The 15,623-nt window shown below is 70.7% G+C and carries 17 protein-coding genes; 12 read left to right on the forward strand and 5 right to left on the reverse strand.

Annotation, left to right across the window (positions count from 1 at the left end; genetic code table 11):
- Positions 1-37: 37 nt before the first annotated feature.
- Positions 38-1,192, reverse strand: coding sequence for an ROK family transcriptional regulator (locus tag H181DRAFT_RS20825; protein ID WP_045866048.1), 1,155 nt, complete (start codon positions 1,190-1,192; stop codon positions 38-40).
- Positions 1,193-1,322: 130 nt separating this feature from the next.
- Here H181DRAFT_RS20825 and H181DRAFT_RS20830 point away from each other — a divergent pair, with 130 nt between their 5' ends.
- Positions 1,323-2,534: a Gfo/Idh/MocA family protein gene (locus tag H181DRAFT_RS20830; RefSeq protein ID WP_045866116.1), complete on the forward strand. Its 1,212-nt coding sequence runs from the start codon at positions 1,323-1,325 to the stop codon at positions 2,532-2,534.
- A 100-nt stretch (positions 2,535-2,634) separates the two neighbouring features.
- On the opposite strand, the gene H181DRAFT_RS20835 is transcribed toward H181DRAFT_RS20830, so the two are convergent.
- Positions 2,635-4,065 (reverse strand): MBL fold metallo-hydrolase, encoded by a 1,431-nt coding sequence (locus H181DRAFT_RS20835; protein ID WP_045866049.1) that lies wholly within the window; start codon positions 4,063-4,065, stop codon positions 2,635-2,637.
- A gap of 346 nt (positions 4,066-4,411) precedes the next feature.
- On the opposite strand from H181DRAFT_RS20835, the gene H181DRAFT_RS20840 reads away from it, so the two are divergent.
- Entirely contained in the window at positions 4,412-4,696 is a 285-nt protein-coding gene (locus H181DRAFT_RS20840) for a hypothetical protein (protein WP_045866050.1), read from the forward strand.
- 216 nt (positions 4,697-4,912) lie between these two features.
- On the opposite strand, the gene H181DRAFT_RS20845 is transcribed toward H181DRAFT_RS20840, so the two are convergent.
- Positions 4,913-5,551, reverse strand: coding sequence for a DUF4142 domain-containing protein (locus H181DRAFT_RS20845; RefSeq protein ID WP_045866117.1), 639 nt, complete (start codon positions 5,549-5,551; stop codon positions 4,913-4,915).
- Positions 5,552-5,877: 326 nt separating this feature from the next.
- On the reverse strand, positions 5,878-6,303 hold the full coding sequence (locus H181DRAFT_RS20850; protein ID WP_052708670.1) for an ANTAR domain-containing protein: 426 nt from the start codon (positions 6,301-6,303) through the stop codon (positions 5,878-5,880).
- A 129-nt stretch (positions 6,304-6,432) separates the two neighbouring features.
- Here H181DRAFT_RS20850 and H181DRAFT_RS20855 point away from each other — a divergent pair, with 129 nt between their 5' ends.
- The 10 genes from H181DRAFT_RS20855 to H181DRAFT_RS20900 all read left to right on the forward strand — a co-directional run bounded on the left by H181DRAFT_RS20855 (position 6,433) and on the right by H181DRAFT_RS20900 (position 14,117).
- The gene (locus H181DRAFT_RS20855; RefSeq protein ID WP_045866051.1) at positions 6,433-6,759 is read left to right on the forward strand and encodes a MarR family transcriptional regulator; all 327 of its coding nucleotides are present in this window, start codon (positions 6,433-6,435) and stop codon (positions 6,757-6,759) included.
- 41 nt (positions 6,760-6,800) lie between these two features.
- The gene (locus H181DRAFT_RS20860) at positions 6,801-7,343 is read left to right on the forward strand and encodes a putative immunity protein (RefSeq protein WP_045866119.1); all 543 of its coding nucleotides are present in this window, start codon (positions 6,801-6,803) and stop codon (positions 7,341-7,343) included.
- A 140-nt stretch (positions 7,344-7,483) separates the two neighbouring features.
- On the forward strand, positions 7,484-7,789 hold the full coding sequence (locus H181DRAFT_RS20865; RefSeq protein WP_045866052.1) for a hypothetical protein: 306 nt from the start codon (positions 7,484-7,486) through the stop codon (positions 7,787-7,789).
- A 186-nt stretch (positions 7,790-7,975) separates the two neighbouring features.
- Positions 7,976-8,722 carry a dienelactone hydrolase family protein gene (locus H181DRAFT_RS20870; RefSeq protein ID WP_045866053.1) on the forward strand — a complete coding sequence of 249 codons (747 nt, stop codon included), beginning with the start codon at positions 7,976-7,978 and terminating at the stop codon, positions 8,720-8,722.
- 32 nt (positions 8,723-8,754) lie between these two features.
- A complete protein-coding gene (locus H181DRAFT_RS20875) occupies positions 8,755-9,471 on the forward strand; it encodes a DUF6333 family protein (protein ID WP_078895883.1) in 717 nt (238 codons plus the stop codon).
- Positions 9,472-9,699: 228 nt separating this feature from the next.
- Entirely contained in the window at positions 9,700-11,028 is a 1,329-nt protein-coding gene (locus tag H181DRAFT_RS20880; RefSeq protein WP_045866121.1) for a flavin monoamine oxidase family protein, read from the forward strand.
- A gap of 318 nt (positions 11,029-11,346) precedes the next feature.
- The gene (locus tag H181DRAFT_RS20885; RefSeq protein ID WP_045866054.1) at positions 11,347-12,039 is read left to right on the forward strand and encodes a GAF and ANTAR domain-containing protein; all 693 of its coding nucleotides are present in this window, start codon (positions 11,347-11,349) and stop codon (positions 12,037-12,039) included.
- A 125-nt stretch (positions 12,040-12,164) separates the two neighbouring features.
- Positions 12,165-12,629, forward strand: a complete 465-nt coding sequence (locus H181DRAFT_RS20890; RefSeq protein ID WP_045866055.1) for a hypothetical protein — start codon at positions 12,165-12,167, stop codon at positions 12,627-12,629.
- 52 nt (positions 12,630-12,681) lie between these two features.
- A complete protein-coding gene (locus H181DRAFT_RS20895; protein WP_139131736.1) occupies positions 12,682-13,812 on the forward strand; it encodes a hypothetical protein in 1,131 nt (376 codons plus the stop codon).
- Positions 13,809-14,117, forward strand: coding sequence for a hypothetical protein (locus H181DRAFT_RS20900; protein ID WP_045866057.1), 309 nt, complete (start codon positions 13,809-13,811; stop codon positions 14,115-14,117). The genes H181DRAFT_RS20895 and H181DRAFT_RS20900 overlap by 4 nt, the downstream gene beginning before the upstream one ends.
- A 918-nt stretch (positions 14,118-15,035) precedes the next feature.
- Here the strand turns inward: H181DRAFT_RS20900 and H181DRAFT_RS20905 are convergent.
- Positions 15,036-15,623, reverse strand: a 588-nt coding sequence (locus H181DRAFT_RS20905) for an RHS repeat-associated core domain-containing protein (protein WP_139131737.1), incomplete at its 5' end; no start/stop codon positions are given.

Raw genomic sequence — 15,623 nt, forward strand, 5'->3', positions numbered from 1 at the left:
GCCCTGCCCGGCCGCGGGTACGGGACGGCCGCTGCTCTCAGCGGGCGACGGACGGCAGAGGGACGGTGGCGTCGGACAGCGCTGCCTCGACGGTGTCGAGCGCCTTGCGGACGGCGCCGAGCGCGACGCCCTGCTCGCCCAGCGTGCTGACGGCGATGCGGGGCACGTGCATGTCGACGTCCACGGGGACTTCCCGCAGATGCCTGGTGAGCAGCGGGACAAGCGCCTCACCGACGGGGGTCATCCCGCCGGAGAGGACGATCAGTTCGGGGTCCACGGCGAGCAGGAGCGCGCCGATTCCGGGGGCGAGGCAGGTCGCGTAGCGGTCGAGGACTTCTAAGGCCGCCGGGTCCCCGGCCGCGGACGCCCGCGCGAGCGCCGCCACTTCCGACTCCCCCTCGGCACGTGCTCCGCGCCAGACGAGCGCTTCGTGGGCGCGCGACAGCTTCAGCCCGCGGTGGAGCCCCAACTCCCCCGCCACGCCCCGGTGTCCGCGGTGCAGACGGCCGCCGAGCAGGATGCCGCAGGAGGTGCGGTGGCCGATGAGCAGGCACGCGACGTCGTCCACGAGCTGCGCGGCACCGCGCCAATGCTCGGCCATGGTCGCCAGGTTGACGTCGTTCTCGACGAGTATCGGACAGGGGAAGGCGTCCGCGAGCCTCCGGGCCAGTTCGAAGTCCGACCACTCCGGGACGATCACCGAGGTGAGCCGTCCGGACCCGTCGACGATTCCGGGGACGCCCACGGACAGCGCCCACAGCTCGTCGGCCCGCACCTTGTGGTCGCCGAGGAACCCCTCGATGCGGCCGCGCAGGTACGCCAGCCGCTCCGCGCCCGACATCTGCGGGTCCACGTCCTCGCGTTCGGACGCCTGCACCTCGCCGGCCAGGTCCGACAGCAGCAGCACGGCCTTGTGCAGGCCGATGTCGACGCCGACGACGCGGCCCGACTCCCCGCGGAAGCGGAAGCGCCGCGCCGGACGGCCCGACCGTCCCGAGGCGTCCGGCGCCTCGGCCAGCCAGCCCTGCGCGGTGAGCTCCTCGACGACCTGGTCGACGGTGGGCCGGGAAAGGCCCGTGGCGGCGGCCAGTTGGCTGAGGCTCTGGGGCCGTCGCGGCCCCTGCGAACGCAGGAAGCGCAGTACGGCGATGGTGTTCAGCCGCCGCAGAGCGGCCAGATCGTGGCCTCGCATGCCGCACACCTCCCGCCGGTCGGATTTTCTGATTGAGGACTGTTGCATAAATCCAGCCAGGCGTGAAGGCTTCATTCCGGAGCTTATGAAGGACTCTTCGATATCCGGCTGCGGACGGTGGGACAGGACGATGGCGAGTGAGGACCTGCGCATCGGTGTCGTGGGCGTGGGCGAGCGGGCCGCCCTGGCCCTGCACGCCCACCGGCCCGGCGCCGGATCACGGGTGGTGGCGTGCGCCGACCCGCACCCCCGCGGCGCACGGGCGGCGCGTGAGCTCTTCGGGCCCGGCGTCGAGGTGCACGGCGACCACAGGCCGCTGCTGGAGGCCGGCCTCGACGCGGTCATGGTCTTCACCCCCGACCACCTGCACGCGAAGGGCGTACTCGACGCGCTGCACGCCGGCGTCGCCGTCTTCGTCGAGAAGCCCCTCGCCGTCACCACGGAGGACTGCGACCTCGTCCTGCGCACCGCCCAGGCCACCGGCACCCGGCTCTACGTGGGGCACAACCTGCGGCACGCGCCCGTCGTGCGGGAGATGCGGCGGCTCGTCCTCGAAGGAGCCGTCGGCCGCGTACGGGCCGTGTGGTGCAGGCACTTCGTCGGCCACGGCGGGGACTTCTACTTCAAGGACTGGCACGCGGAACGGCGCCACACCACGAGCCTGCTGCTCCAGAAAGGCGCCCACGACCTCGACGTCATCCACTGGCTGGCGGGCGGCAGCACCCGCGAGGTGAGCGCCCTGGGGGACCTCGCCGTCTACGGGGACATCACCGACCGGCGCGACCGCGGTGGCGAGCGCATGAGCGAATGGCACGACCCGGAGGCGAACTGGCCGCCCACGGCGCTCACCGGCCTCAACCCCGTCGTGGACGTCGAGGACATCAGCATGCTCAACGGCCGTACGGACAACGGCGTCCTCGTCAGCTACCAGCAGTGCCACTTCACTCCGGACTACTGGCGCAACTACACCGTCATCGGCGACCACGGCCGGCTCGAGAACTTCGGCGACCTCGACGGCGCCGTCGTCAAGGTCTGGAACTCCCGCCGCTCCGGCTACCGCGAGGACGCGGACGAGACGGTGGTCATACCGCGGCCGCGGGACGGGCACGCCGACGCGCACGGCGGCGCGGACCGCCGGCTCGTCGAGGAGTTCCTCGAGTTCGCCGCGAACGGCGGCCCCACGGAGACCTCACCGGTCGCTGCCCGGGAGGCCGTCGCCGCGGGCCACGCCGCTACGCGCTCACTGCGCGGCGGCGGAGCGCCGGTCGAAGTCCCGGCACTTCCGGCGGAGTTGACGACCTACTTCGCGCAGGGGCAGCCGTCCGCCGACGGGACCGGCTGAGCGGGCTCGGGCGTGCGGGCTCGGGCGTGCGGGCTCGGGTGCGGCACAGGCGGGGAGGGCGTCCCACGCCCTGGCGGGGCCGGTACGAGCCGGAGGCCGCTCAGCCTCCGCGGCCTTCGGGCCGGGGCCGGGTCATGGACAGGCCCGCGCCGGGGGCGGCGTCGAGGTGGTCGTCCACCATGACGACGGTGCGTCCGGCTGCCGCGAGCAGCGAGGCGCCGATCGCCGCGCGCATCCCCGTCGCGCAGTGCACCCACACCACGCCGGGCGGCACCTCACCGGTCCGGCCGTGCAGCTCGTGGATCGGGATGTGCACCGAGCCCTCGACGAAGCCCTTCGCGCGTTCCGTTCCGCGGCGCACGTCCAGCACCACGGCCGGGTCGTCCGGCCCCGCTCCCGGGCCGGCTGCGGCGCCGGCACCGGCTCCCGCCCCGGCCCGTACGGCCGCCAGGTCGGCGAAGCTGCCCCGCTCGTACGACCCGGGCTTCTCCCCCTCCCGCAGCCAGTCGTAGGGCCCGCCCCCGGCGGCGGCCGCGGGACGGTCGATGCCCACCCGGACCAGCTCGCGCTGCGCCTCCGCGACCTGCCCGGCGCTCTCGCCCAGCAGCGTCACCGGCTTGCCCCACGGGATCAGCCACGCCAGGTAGGTCGCGATCTTCCCGTCGCACTCGAAGTTGTACGTCCCCGGGACGTGCCCCTCCGCGAAAGCGGCCCGGTTCCGCAGGTCCACGATCCACTCGCCGTCCGCGAGGCGCCGGCGGATCTCGTCGGCACCGGCCTCCCGCGGCGGCGTGAGGTCGACCGGCGCGGGCCCGGCGGCGTTCACCGGTCCCATGTGCGCGTAGTACGCGGGAACGTCGTCGAGGCCGGCGAGCGTCTCCGCGACGAAGGTCTCCACGTCCTTGACGAGCGCGTCGTTCCGCCGCCGCTCGGTGCCGACGGTGGAGGACTCGCCGTCCGCGGGGACGGACGAGCAGAAGCTCCCGAAGCCGTGCGTGGGGAGCACCTCGACCTCGTCGTGCAGTGCCCCGGCCAGCCGTCGCGCCGAGGCGTGCTGGTCGCGGGTGAGCTGCTCCGTCAGCCGCGGCTCCACCAGGTCGGGCCTGCCCACCGTGCCCATCAGCAGCGACCCGCCCGTGAAGACCGCCGCCCCGCGGCCGTCCTCCTCGAGGACGTACGCCGTGTGGTGCGGGGTGTGACCGGGCGTGGCGACGGCCCGCAGCGCGAGGCCGGGGCAGACCCCGAACGTGTCGCCGTCCCGTACGGGGGTGCGGGCGAAGGAGACGGAGGCCCGCTCGGGCACGAGGTACCGGGCACCGGTCAGGCGGGCGAGTTCCAGCCCGCCCGTCACGTAGTCGTTGTGCAGGTGGGTCTCGGCGACGTACGCGATACGCACCCCTCGCCTCGCCGCCGCGGCGACGACGCGGTCGACGTCCCTGGGCGGGTCAACGGCCACCGCGCAGCCGTCACCGCCGGCCAGGTAGCTCCTGTTGCCCAGTCCCTTCACTTCGAGGACGTCCACGAAGAACACGGCGCCGGCTCCTTCCCGGGACGGCCCGCGGACCCGGCCCGGCGGGCGGCCTCCACCGGCCGGACGCTCCCCACCGGCGCCCGGCCGCTCCTCACCCTGGCCGGGTGCCCGCCGGAGCCGCCGGAAACCGGCCGGAGCGGCTCCGTCTCACCGCCCTTACCGGCCGGTGCCGTAGCCGGCGTCGCGAGCCCGCGGAGTTCCGAACGACACGACCTACGTCTCGGTGTCCGCACGAATTCCGGCCGGTGCCGCCTGACGGCACGGATCGGTGTACTTTGACGTGCCCTACAGGCCCTGGCTCCGCTGGGCGACTGTCACATCACGCATACGCAAGAGGAACCCCGACATGAAGCTGAAGCTGTTCGCACTCGCCGCCCTGTTGATCGTGCTCGGTGCGGGCCTGTTCGTCTGGGAGCCCGCGGAGCCGGAAGCCGAGTGCGCCAAGGACGCGTCGAGGACGTCGGGCTTCGTCGACGAGGAGAAGAACTGCCCGATATCCATCGAGAGTTACAACAAGATCAGGGAAGCGAAGTCCGGCCCCCAGTGGGACAACATCGGAGGGCTGGTCCTGGTCCTCGGCGGAGTGGGCACCGCGATCGTCGCCGCTGTCCGTAAGCCCAAGTCGGCCTGAGAGCCGGGCGGCACGGCGCCGCCGGAGCCGCGGACGGCCTGCGGCCGGGCGCGGAACCTGCCGGGACGGCGCTCCGGCACCGCACACGCCGCAAGCCGCACACGCTGTAGGCGGACAAACCGTAAGCGGACAAGCTGCCGCAAGCCGCGAAAGCCGTGAGGGGCACCCGGATCTCCGGGCGCCCCTCACAGCGAACCGTCGTCGGAACCGCGGCGGTCACTTCACGTCGTTGAGCTCCTCGAAGTTCACCAGCCCCGTGTCCTCGAGGACGGTGATGTGATCGAGGACGATGGCGTTCGCCCTCGTCGCGAGCGACCGGATCATCGAGTTGCGGGTCTGGTCGCGTACCAGCCCCACCAGGCCGAAGACCACGCCGTGCTGCTTCCGGAGATGGTCGACGAGGACCTGGTCGAACTCCTCGCCCTGCGCCTTCTCCATGTCGTCCAGGTACTCCTGCTGGGAGCCCGTGGGCTGCGTCGGGAGCGAGACGTTCATCGCGCGGCCGGCGGTGACGGCCCGCTTGTCCAACTCCGTGTGCCCGTCGACGAGATGGTTGCCGGCGATGCGCACCGACTTCCGCGTGCCCCGCTCCTGCGCCGAACGGCCCGCGGGCAGTTCCCACAGGCCCGCGGCCCGCACCTTGCGCAGGAAGTCCCGGTCCATGGCGGTGAGCGGACCGTACTCGGTCTTCCAGGTCCCCTTGCCGTCGTCCTGCCACGCGGCGCGTGCGATCGCGCTCGCGCGGTTCCCCGCCAGCATGTCCGAAGGCAGCACGAGGCCGGCGAGCGTTGCTACGAGCGCGAGAACGATCAGTACCGTGCCGACCGCCCGGCCGGACGTCATGGCGAACCGCATCCGCCCCTCCTCTCCGCGCACACAGCCGAACGTGCGCGGCACGTCGACGATGTGCGTGACCAACTGGGCAAGGCCCCGTCACGGCCGACTGCGACGTCCGCCGCGCACCGTGAGCCTGCTGTGCGAGCGGCCCCATTGTGCCGTCCTTTCACCGGGAAGGAACGCGATCTGCCCCACACTTGGCACAAAGGCAACAACCCTGAGCAGGAACGCACGCTGTGCGCGTCCGGCGGGGAACGCGACCCGGCGCCGCGCCGCCACCGCGTACGGCCCGCGCCGCCACCGCGCAGGCCGCCAAGCCACCGCCGCCTCCCCCGGCTGCAGCCCTACGGGGTGGCCTCCGGAGCCGCCGTTCCAGCCTTCGCCCTGGCGACGGCCTCGGCCAGTCGGTGCCGCACATCCGTGCTCAGCGGCCCTCCCCCGGCGTTGCCGACCAGCTCGTCGGCCAGGCTGTGCAGCTTGGTGTTGGTGTTCTGGGACGTCGCGACGAGCACCTGCCAGGCCGAGCGGGGGCTCAGGCCGAACGTGGCCATCAGCACGCCGCATGCCTGGTCGATGGTGGGCCGGGTCCGCATCGCCCGGCGCAGCTGGGCCAGTTCACGGTGCGGATCCCGCCCGGCGTCCTCGTGCGCGTCCCGTCCGGCGTCCTCGTCCGTATCCGCGCGCGGGGACGAGCCGTCCCGGCACGGCGGGACGGTTGGCCGGGCGGCGTTCCCCTCTGGAGGCGGCTCGCAGACCGCGGACTCCTCCATGGCTCTCTCCCTCCCCGGAAGGCTGCCGCCCCGGCCCGGACCCGCCCGGACAAGCGCGCACGCCCACAGATACACGAATTCTAGTACGTGTAATTGAGTTCGTGAAAGCCTGGTCGTTAGAGTCCGCTCATGAATGCCCCGCCCGAGCCCCATTCCGGATGGACGTTCCTGACCAACCACGCACGCGTGCTGGCGGTCATCGCCGACGACAACAGCGTCCGGATGCGCGACATCGCCGCCCGTTGCCGACTCACCGAGCGCGCCGTCCAGAAGATCATCTACGACCTGGAGCAGGACGGCTACCTCTCCCACACCCGGGCGGGACGCTCCAACACGTACAAGATCGAGCCGGGCAAGGTGCTGCGGCACCCGTCCGAGTCGGGCCTGACGGTCGCCTCGCTGCTGTCGTGGCTCGTCCAGGACGAAGCCGACCGCAAGGCACCTCCCGCCGGCTGAAGCCGCGCCGGGCACGCGGCCCGCATGGCATGCTCCGTCCCATGACGGCGTCCGTGTCCGGTGACTTCGAGCTGACCATGGACGAGTTGCGAGCCGTGACGCGTTACGTGGCGGAGGCCGCCGAGGACGTCCTCCCCGTCTTCGAAAGCGCCCACCCCGACGACCGGCGCCCCCGTGCGGCGCTCGACGCCGCACGGGAGTTCACCGCCGGCGCGAGAAGGACCAGGCTGCAGCGCGTCACGTCGCTGGACGCGCACCGCGCCGCCAGGGAGGCCTCCGGAGAAGCCCCGCGTCTCGCCGCGCGGGCCGCCGGCGACGCCGCGTCCGCCCCGTACCTGCACCCGATCGCGAAGTCCCACCAGGTCGGTCACATCCTGCGGGCCGCCGCGAGCGCCGCCCGCATCGCGGAGATCCACGCGGGCGGCGATCCCGGGGCCGGGGACGCGGCGATCGCGCGGGCCCGGCTGCGCGCGACACCGGTACTGGTCGGCGTCCTGCGCCGATACCCCCTCGCACCGGCCTCCGGCAGCCGCGTCGGGCAGCTCATGGCCGCCCTGGACGCTTCCCTGCGCGCCCTGCGCTGAACTCCCCTCCCCCACAACGGAGTCGGGCCGTACGCACAGGGCGCCGTGCGTACGGCGGGCAGGCGCCCGGGCATGCGCAACCGGGAGCACGCCCGTGCGCGTCCCTCCCCCCGACCATCGTCATCCGCGCGGGAGCAGCCATGAACGGCAAGGACGCCGAACAGACAGACGCAGCGGGTCACGCGCCGAAGCCCTGGTGGGCCGGCACGGGCGCGCGGGGCGCCGCGGGACTGATCGCCCTCGGCATCCTCGCCGCCCTGTGGTCGTTCTTCGGGCACGCCACGGGCCGGACCTGGCTGCCGCTCGTCCCGGACGAGCCGGCGTCCGGCTACTACCAGGCGGCCAAGATCGCCGCCATCGGCGTCGTGATCCTGGCGAGCCTCTGGATGCACCGGCGCCGCACCACTGCCTCCGGCGAGCGGACGGACGAGCAGGAACGCGGCTGACCCCGAGCGAGCCGCCGGCGACCGCCGCGGAACCTGCCGGCCCTCGGCGCCGCCGAGCTCCCTCCCGGACGGAGACGGGCCCGACCGTGCGCGAAGCGGCCCCGGTTGCTCCGCATGTGACGGTTCGAGACGTGATCGTTCCCGGCCCTTGTACAGCGGCTCCGGACCGGGCGAAGATGATCAACCATGCCCACCAGGACGCTGCGGATCCCCACCCCCGACGGTCAGGCCGACGCGATCGCCGTTCTCCCCGGCAAGAGCGGACGCCATCCCGGAGTGCTGCTGTACACGGACGCGTTCGGCGTCCGGCCCGTACTGGAGGACATGGCCCGCGAGCTCGCCGAGCACGGGTACTACGTACTCGTCCCCAACCTCTACTACCGGCGCGGCCCGGCGCCCGTGGTCGAACTCCCCCCGCACATAGGGGAAGAGGTACGGCCCGGGATCATCGGCGAGCTCATGCCCCTCGTCCAGGAGCTCACCACCGAACGCGTGCTGCGCGACGCGGGCGCCTACCTCGATTTCCTCGCCGCACAGCCCGAGGTCGACGCCGGGCCCGTCGCCGTGACCGGCTACTGCGTCGGCGCCGCCCTGGCGATGCGCACCGCCACGGCCCACCCCGCCCGGGTGGCGGCCGTCGCCGGCTTCCATCCGGGGTTCCTCGTCACCGACGCACCCGACAGCCCCCACCGCCGCATCCCCGAGCTGGCCGCCGAGGTCCACATCGGCCTCGCCGAAGGCGACTTGACGCCCGAGGCCCACGGCGAACTCGACGAGGCGCTGGACGCCGCGGGCGTCCGCCACAGCACCGAGGTCTACCCCGGCGCCGTCCACGGCTTCACCATGTCCGACACCGACGCTTTCGACCGCGCTGCCTACCAGCGCCACTGGGACCGCCTCCTCCCCCTCCTCCGCACCCTGGGCAGCGGCTGACGGACGGGCAACTGCCGCTACGGTGGGCCCGCATGAGCGAGGAAAAGCACTGGACTTCGGCACCGGACCGCGTGGTGCGCGGCTCGATGGGGCTGTGCCATCTGACGGTGTTCGAACCGCCGTTCGCCGTCGACGCCCTGGACCTCCCCCCGCAGGACGGGGCGCGTGCACGCGCCTTCGCCGAGTCGACGGCGGGCATCGAGGAGGTGCTGGAGGATCTCGGTCCGCGCTCCGTGCAGACGCCGCTGCCCTCGGACGTGCGTACCGATCTGGACGTGGCGCACGGCGCGGCATGGGGGAACATGCTGTCGATCGCGGACCCGGCGTACGCGGCCGACGGGAACGACGAGCCGCTGAGGTCGGCGGCGGACGAGCTGCGCGAGCGCTTCCCCGACGCCCGGATCGTGGGCCGGGTCGCGTACCACGGCGGCATGGAGCACACCGAGGACCTCGTGTGGCTGCCGGACGGTGCGATGTTCCACGCCTCGGGCTGGTACGGGGACGAGCCCTTCGTCGTCACCGGTGACCCGGGCGCGGTGATCGCCTCCCTGGACCTCAAGGGCTGGATGCACGACAACGCCGGCGTCGACCTGGACGAGGAGGCGAACGAAGTCGAATGGGCACGGCTGGCGGGCCTGGCGCTGGGGCATTCGGATCCGTGGGGCTGGGAGCAGATGCAGACGACGGCGTTCCGCGTGCGTCATTCCGAGGAGGCCGTGCGGAACATGGAAGAGCTGTATTTCGTCTGAACTCGCGAGCGGTGGCCTTCAATTGACCGCGCGTAAAAGCGAATGACTCCGCATCGCCGCAGGGCCGCCCGCCACGAAGGACCCGGACGGCGGTGCTCCAGCCCGGCTGACGGGACCGGTTGGTTCACTGCTCACCGGCCGATCCGTGCGCGGCTCACCGGGAGGCCGCGCAGCTCATTAGGCTGGCCGGATACGCCGCGCGCAGCGCGGGAGAAGGGGGTGGGCCCGATGGACCGTGTCGACACGATCGTCGTGGGTGCGGGCGTCGCGGGCCTGACCGCGGCACGTCTGCTCTCCCGGAACGGTCAACGGGTCGTCGTGCTCGAAGCCCGCGACCGCGTCGGCGGACGTGTGTGGAGCGTCCGGGAAGGCGGGGTCACCACCGACCTCGGTGCGTCCTGGATCCACGGGATCACCGGCAGCCCCGTCGCCGCGGCGGCCGACGCCTTCGGGCTCAGGACCGAGGAGTTCACGGTCGGCGGATACCAGCCGTACAGCCGGCCCATGGCGTACTACGGGCCGACGGACGCCCGTCTCACCGACGACGAGGTGCGGCGCTTCGTGGCCGACGTCGACGCGGTGGACGCCGAGCTCGCCCGCGTCGTGGCCGCCGCCGCGCCCGGGAGTTCGTACGGGCAGGCCGCCGAGTCGGCGCTGGCCGCCCAGGGCTGGGAGGCGGAACGCACCGAGCGCGTCCGCGAGTACCTGCGCCATCGAAGCGAGGAGCAGTACGGCGTCCGGAGCGACGATCTCGACGCGCACGGCCTCGACGACGACTTCATCGACGGCGACGAAGTCGTCTTCCCCGACGGCTACGACGCCCTCGCGACGCACCTCGCGGCGGGACTCGACGTACGGCTGGAGCACGTCGTCACTTCGGTGCGCTGGTCCGGCGGCGGCGTCGAAGTCACCACCGGCCAGGGCGGGTTCACCGCACACCGTGCCGTGGTGACCGTCCCGGTCGGAGTGCTGAAGTCGTCCGCGTTCAGCATCGAGCCCCCGCTGCCCGAACCGGTGGCCGGTGCGCTGTCACGCCTCGAGATGAACGCGTTCGAGAAGGTCTTCCTCCGCTTCCGTTCGAAGTTCTGGGACGAGGGGGTGTACGGCATCCGCCGGCAAGGTCCGCACGGACTCTGGTGGCACTCCTGGTACGACCTCACCTCCGCTCACGGCGTCCCGACGCTGCTGACGTTCGCCGCCGGGCCGGCGGCGCGTGAGACGCGTGACTGGGAGCAGGAGAAGATCGTCGACTCGGTCCTCCGCGGACTGCGCCGGCTCTACGGCGACCGCGTCGAGGAACCCGCCGGGGCCCACGTGACCAGGTGGCAGGACGACCCGTACGCGCGCGGGTCGTACGCGTACATGACCGTCGGATCGGCGCCCGAGGACCACGACCTCCTCGCCACCCCGGTGGGCGGCGTACTCCACCTCGCGGGCGAGGCGACGTGGACGGACGACCCGGCGACGGTCAACGCGGCACTCCGCTCCGGCCACCGCGCCGCGTCCGACGTCCTCGGCCGCGCCGTCCCGATCGAGGACGCCTGGGCCGCCGGCTGAACGTCGTCCGACAGCCCCGGGCCCTACGGGCGACCTCGCGAGCCATGCTCCGGAACCTCTCACCGGGGGCGGCACGCTCCCGCACGTCCCGGCAGGTCAGGCCTCCCGAGACGTTCCGCCGGGTCAAGTTCCGGAGACGTTCCGGGGCACCCCGGCTCCGGGCCGAGCGGGCGTGCCGTTTCCGGCTTCACGGCAGTGGAGAACCGAATGAGCGCTCGGCGTTTTCCTGGGAAGAAGGAACACAGGTCATGTGCGGTTCGGACGGCTCCGGACCGGGGGCTCGGCTGTAGTCGGCCGCTGAGGGAAAGGGTCCACAGAATGGACTGGGAGGGATTCGCCGGCCGCATGGGGTCGATGGCGCGGGACCTTCTGAAGCAGGACTCCGTCGACGCCACGCTGGAACGGATCACCGGATCCGCGACGGAGATCATCGAAGGGTGCGACGCCGCCGGAATCCTGGTACGTGCGGGCACACGGGTTCACACTCTGGCTCCCACGGACAGCCTCGTGGTGCTCAGCCACCAGATGCAGGAACGCATGCAGGAAGGGCCCTGCTTCGATGCCGCCCGGCCCGGGAACACCGACCGCGTGTACCGGATCAAGGATCTGACCGCGTACCAGGACCGGTGGCCGCGGTACGCACCCGAAGCCGGCAAGCTCGGCATAGGCAGCATGATGGGCTTCCTTCTCTACACCGAGGACGAGGAACTCGGCGCCCTCAACCTCTACTCGCGCAGCCCCGGCTCCTTCACCACCGGCAGCGAGAACGCGGGCCTGCTCCTCGCCTCCCACGCCGTGGTCGCCTTCTCCAGCGCCCGCAACGCCGAACAGCTCCACCGGGCCCTCAGCACCCGCCACACCATCGGGGAGGCCATGGGCATGCTCATCGAGCGCCACGGGCTCAGCCAGGAGGACGCCTTCGATGTGCTGCGCCGGCTCTCCCAGGAACGGAACACCAAGCTCCACGAGGTCGCCCGAACGGTGTGCGAGACAGGCAGCATCAACCCGTAGGTCCTGCCGTACCGAACGCCCGGGGCAAAATCGCTTGATCACGGCCGTCTGTTGCCGGTTACATTGCCAAGGCCGTCGTCGTGCTCCATGGGGGGAGTGCCCGCGGACGGCCAGGGGGAGGAAGCATGGGCCGGCCCGTCGACCCCAGGGTCGCGTACACGACGACCGCGGAGCCCTCGCCGGGCCCTACACCGGGTCCCACCCCGAGCCCTCCGCCCGACTCGGGCGGCGAAGGCCCCAGCCCCGAACCGTCCCCCTCCCCCAACCCGAGCCCCACCGCGCCGGCGCCCTGGGGTTCGGACCCGGACCTCGGTGTCACCTCGTCGTTCCTGCGCAGGCGGGCCGGCGACTGCGAGACGGCCTCGGAGATCGTCCGCAAGACGCGGGGAGTGGCGGAGGACGCGCGCACAGGACTGGCCCGTGCCGCCGACGGCTGGAGGTTCACCGGCAGCCTGGACGAACTCGAAGAGCGCTGGGAGGCGTTGAACAAGGTCGTCGTGCAGCGGCTCGACCAGGCAGCGGAGAACTTCCGTCTCAGCGCGGACGCGTACGACAAGAACGAAACCAGCATCGCGTCCCAGTTCCTCTGACGACTACCGATCGCCGACGACCGACCAGAAGGGCACCGGGGGTAGGCAGAACATGCCTGATTTCGCCGCACTGCTGAAACTTGACGTGGCAGGGCTGGAGACATTCGCCGACGAGTGGGCCACGGTCCACCGGAAGCTGAAGGAAGCCCGGACGGGGTTCCACGACGACGTGGTGAAACCGCTCCACGAGGACAACTGGCGCGGCAAGGGCGGCCGAGCCGCCCAGGACTACTGCGACCGCGTCCAGCTGGACATCGACGCGCTGGACAAAGAAGTCAGGGCGCTGAGGAAGTTCCTGGACACGGAGGCCGACGGCGCCACAGGGCGAGGCGGTGTGAAAGGTCTCGCAGGGCTGAAGCTGCGCGCGGAGAAATTGCAGCGGGAGGCCCTGGACGAGGGGATGACCATCACCGACTCGGGGAGAGTCGAGTGGTCGGTGATGTACGACCCTGACAGTCCGAGCGCTCCGAGGATCGTGGGCGAGCGCCAGAAGAAGGCCGATGCGCTGGAGAAGCGCGTGCGGAAACTGCTCGACGACGCTGCCGAGGACGACGACTGGCTGGCGAAGAGCCTCAAAGTGATCTTCGGTACGGTAGGCAACTTCGAGTCCGAGAACCGCAAGTTCGACATCGTCGAACCCACCGCCAAGGACCGGCAGGTCCACAACCAGCTCAACAACGTCGCCGCGTACTTCGCCACGACCAAGGGCTGGCCGACGGCCGCCGGCCTGGTCAAGCACTATCTCGACGCGAGCGGTAAGCCCGTCGAGGTCGAACCGCAGCAGATGATGGACCAGATACCGGCCTTCCAGAAGGACGTCGACGGCACTCTGGAGAACGACGTCCGCAAGCGCGGGGACGGACCGTTCACCACCGAATGGTCGTCCACCGCCCCCGATCCGGCGGACGGTGACAGCAGCATGGAGTGGTACTACGCGCTCAACCACTTCCAGTACCGTCTCGTCGGGGAGAAGGAGGGCGGCGAAATCACCTACCACGTCGAAGTCCAGAAACGGTACGACTGGGGCATCCCCAGCGAACACCGCGCCACCGTCTCCGGCGGCGGCCCCGGACCGTTCGGCATGGACCTGGAGCAGGCCGACATCGCACACCTGCACAGCTCCGGAATGGCCCGCGACTTCGACGTGTCCGGCTCGTCCGACCAGATGACGGCCCGATCATGAAGGGCCGCCACACCGCTTCCGGACGACCGGAGAAACAGCCGCACTCCGCGGCCGCACACGGTGCGCAAGACGAGGACGGAGCGGCACAGCACAACCCCTCCGAAGACCACGGCCTCCCCCGAGACGAAGCCCCCCGCGGCCGCCTCACCAAGAAGCTCGCCCTCTACCTCGGGCTGGCCCTCTGCATCGCCTTCATCATCTGGGTGGCCTGGGGCTTCCTCCAGTTCGACCACGCCATCGACAACCCCCAAGAAGGGGGCTTCTCCGGCTGGCAGTGCGAGCCCGGCCGCGACTGCGGCACCTGACTCCCGCGGCGGACCAAGCCCGAGCCCGAGTGGGCGCCCTGAGGTGGGCACCGCACTCACGAGCCCATACGTCATCTCCCTGTATCAGGTCGCTGTATCGCCGACGCTGCTCGTACTGGAGTCGGCCCAGCTCTGCTGGAAGCCGTACGTGAGGCAGGGCGCACCGCAGGCTGCGGAAGCCTGGTAACCGACGTCTGGGACTTCGACGAGACTGCCCGCGCCTTCTACCACGCCTCTGGCCTCCGGCCGATGAATCACCTTTCGGATCAGCAGCTCTGACCTAGAGACAGCGTCGCCTCTCCCCAGAATCAGGTGCTTCCATCTGGCATGTGCCGCGACCGCACACCAATTAACGACTCAGGGCACCAGGAGCTGCTCGCCAAGGTCTGCGAGGGGAACACACAGAGAACCACCCGGCCCCAATAGGCCCGCACCCCTCCGTCCCACCCCAGCAGGAGGCGGCAGTACGCGTCATGCGGACGACTCAAGGGTGTGTCCGCCATCTACAGCAGCCCCACCCCTACGTGGCGGAGTCAGCGGGCATCAGCTCACGCAGGGATCGCGACAATTCACGAGCGAATGCGATTGCGTTTTCGCGATACCAGCCGGTCCGCAGGTGAAAATCCTCGTCCGAGATGAAGTCGACCACCGCATTGGTAAGACAGCAATTGATCACGTGCAGCTGTTGGAGGGTAAAGGTGACTGCACTTCTGTGATTCGCGGAGATCCCCGCGATCAACTCATCGTGGATGGCTGCAGCCGCTGCCCTAGTAGCCCCCAGGCTGAACTCGACATATCCCTCCGCCCAACCGCCTCCGATTGTCAGACTTAGGCACTCAGAGACCAGAGATGCCTGAGATGATGACATCTTCAAGCTGAAGCGGCCGTCGCCTGCTGAGGTGATGGGAACTCTTGCTCTCACTGCTGTTGATACCTTACAGAATTGAAATCGGACTCTGAATAGTGATATGCGTGGATCCGGTGAGGGGTCTGCACGATCAATACACCGCGGCCGTGTGCGTCCTGCCGAGATGAATCATAGGCGACGCGGGCACCAGTGTCAGTGTCGATGTGAGTCGTCTTGCCCTCGTATGAATGCAGGTACTTAGCCAGCGCGTGAGGGTCTGAGCCGATGCCGGATAGGGAGTGATCCGGTGCCGTACGTGTGCCGTCATTCGCACGCTCGAAATCGTGATCCACCCCGTCTGCTACGCGATTCCCATACTTGTTGTAGATCTCGTCGTAGGTGTCGTCGTCGATACCCGGATCGCAACTTTCGAGGCCCAAGGGGTCGATCCAGGCAAGGGGGTTGGTGACGTAGCCGTGGTGGTGGTCTGCGGGCTTCAACCCGAGGGGATCGGGTGTGAGGTATCGGCCGGTCTCCGGGTCGTAGTAACGCTGGTTGTTGTAGTGGAGGCCGCTTTCGTCGTCTGCGTACTGGCCTGGGTAGCGCAGGGGGCAGTCGATACCACCGGAGCCAGTCGGACTGGCGAGGGGTGCGCCCCA

The sequence above is a fragment of the Streptomyces sp. WMMB 714 genome (assembly GCF_900090125.1).
GTDB lineage: Bacteria > Actinomycetota > Actinomycetes > Streptomycetales > Streptomycetaceae > Streptomyces > Streptomyces daqingensis.

Excerpts from the sequence above, each read along its gene's own strand:
- H181DRAFT_RS20865 (WP_045866052.1), top strand. The coding sequence starts at position 7,484 with ATGAACGGCAAGGACGCCGAACAGACAGACGCAGCGGGTCACGCGCCG.
- H181DRAFT_RS20860 (WP_045866119.1), top strand. The coding sequence starts at position 6,801 with ATGACGGCGTCCGTGTCCGGTGACTTCGAGCTGACCATGGACGAGTTG.
- H181DRAFT_RS20830 (WP_045866116.1), top strand. The coding sequence starts at position 1,323 with ATGGCGAGTGAGGACCTGCGCATCGGTGTCGTGGGCGTGGGCGAGCGG.
- H181DRAFT_RS20880 (WP_045866121.1), top strand. The coding sequence starts at position 9,700 with ATGGACCGTGTCGACACGATCGTCGTGGGTGCGGGCGTCGCGGGCCTG.
- H181DRAFT_RS20895 (WP_139131736.1), top strand. The coding sequence starts at position 12,682 with ATGCCTGATTTCGCCGCACTGCTGAAACTTGACGTGGCAGGGCTGGAG.
- H181DRAFT_RS20850 (WP_052708670.1), bottom strand. The coding sequence starts at position 6,303 with ATGGAGGAGTCCGCGGTCTGCGAGCCGCCTCCAGAGGGGAACGCCGCC.
- H181DRAFT_RS20875 (WP_078895883.1), top strand. The coding sequence starts at position 8,755 with ATGAGCGAGGAAAAGCACTGGACTTCGGCACCGGACCGCGTGGTGCGC.
- H181DRAFT_RS20885 (WP_045866054.1), top strand. The coding sequence starts at position 11,347 with ATGGACTGGGAGGGATTCGCCGGCCGCATGGGGTCGATGGCGCGGGAC.
- H181DRAFT_RS20900 (WP_045866057.1), top strand. The coding sequence starts at position 13,809 with ATGAAGGGCCGCCACACCGCTTCCGGACGACCGGAGAAACAGCCGCAC.
- H181DRAFT_RS20840 (WP_045866050.1), top strand. The coding sequence starts at position 4,412 with ATGAAGCTGAAGCTGTTCGCACTCGCCGCCCTGTTGATCGTGCTCGGT.
- H181DRAFT_RS20845 (WP_045866117.1), bottom strand. The coding sequence starts at position 5,551 with ATGCGGTTCGCCATGACGTCCGGCCGGGCGGTCGGCACGGTACTGATC.
- H181DRAFT_RS20855 (WP_045866051.1), top strand. The coding sequence starts at position 6,433 with ATGAATGCCCCGCCCGAGCCCCATTCCGGATGGACGTTCCTGACCAAC.
- H181DRAFT_RS20870 (WP_045866053.1), top strand. The coding sequence starts at position 7,976 with ATGCCCACCAGGACGCTGCGGATCCCCACCCCCGACGGTCAGGCCGAC.
- H181DRAFT_RS20890 (WP_045866055.1), top strand. The coding sequence starts at position 12,165 with ATGGGCCGGCCCGTCGACCCCAGGGTCGCGTACACGACGACCGCGGAG.
- H181DRAFT_RS20825 (WP_045866048.1), bottom strand. The coding sequence starts at position 1,192 with ATGCGAGGCCACGATCTGGCCGCTCTGCGGCGGCTGAACACCATCGCC.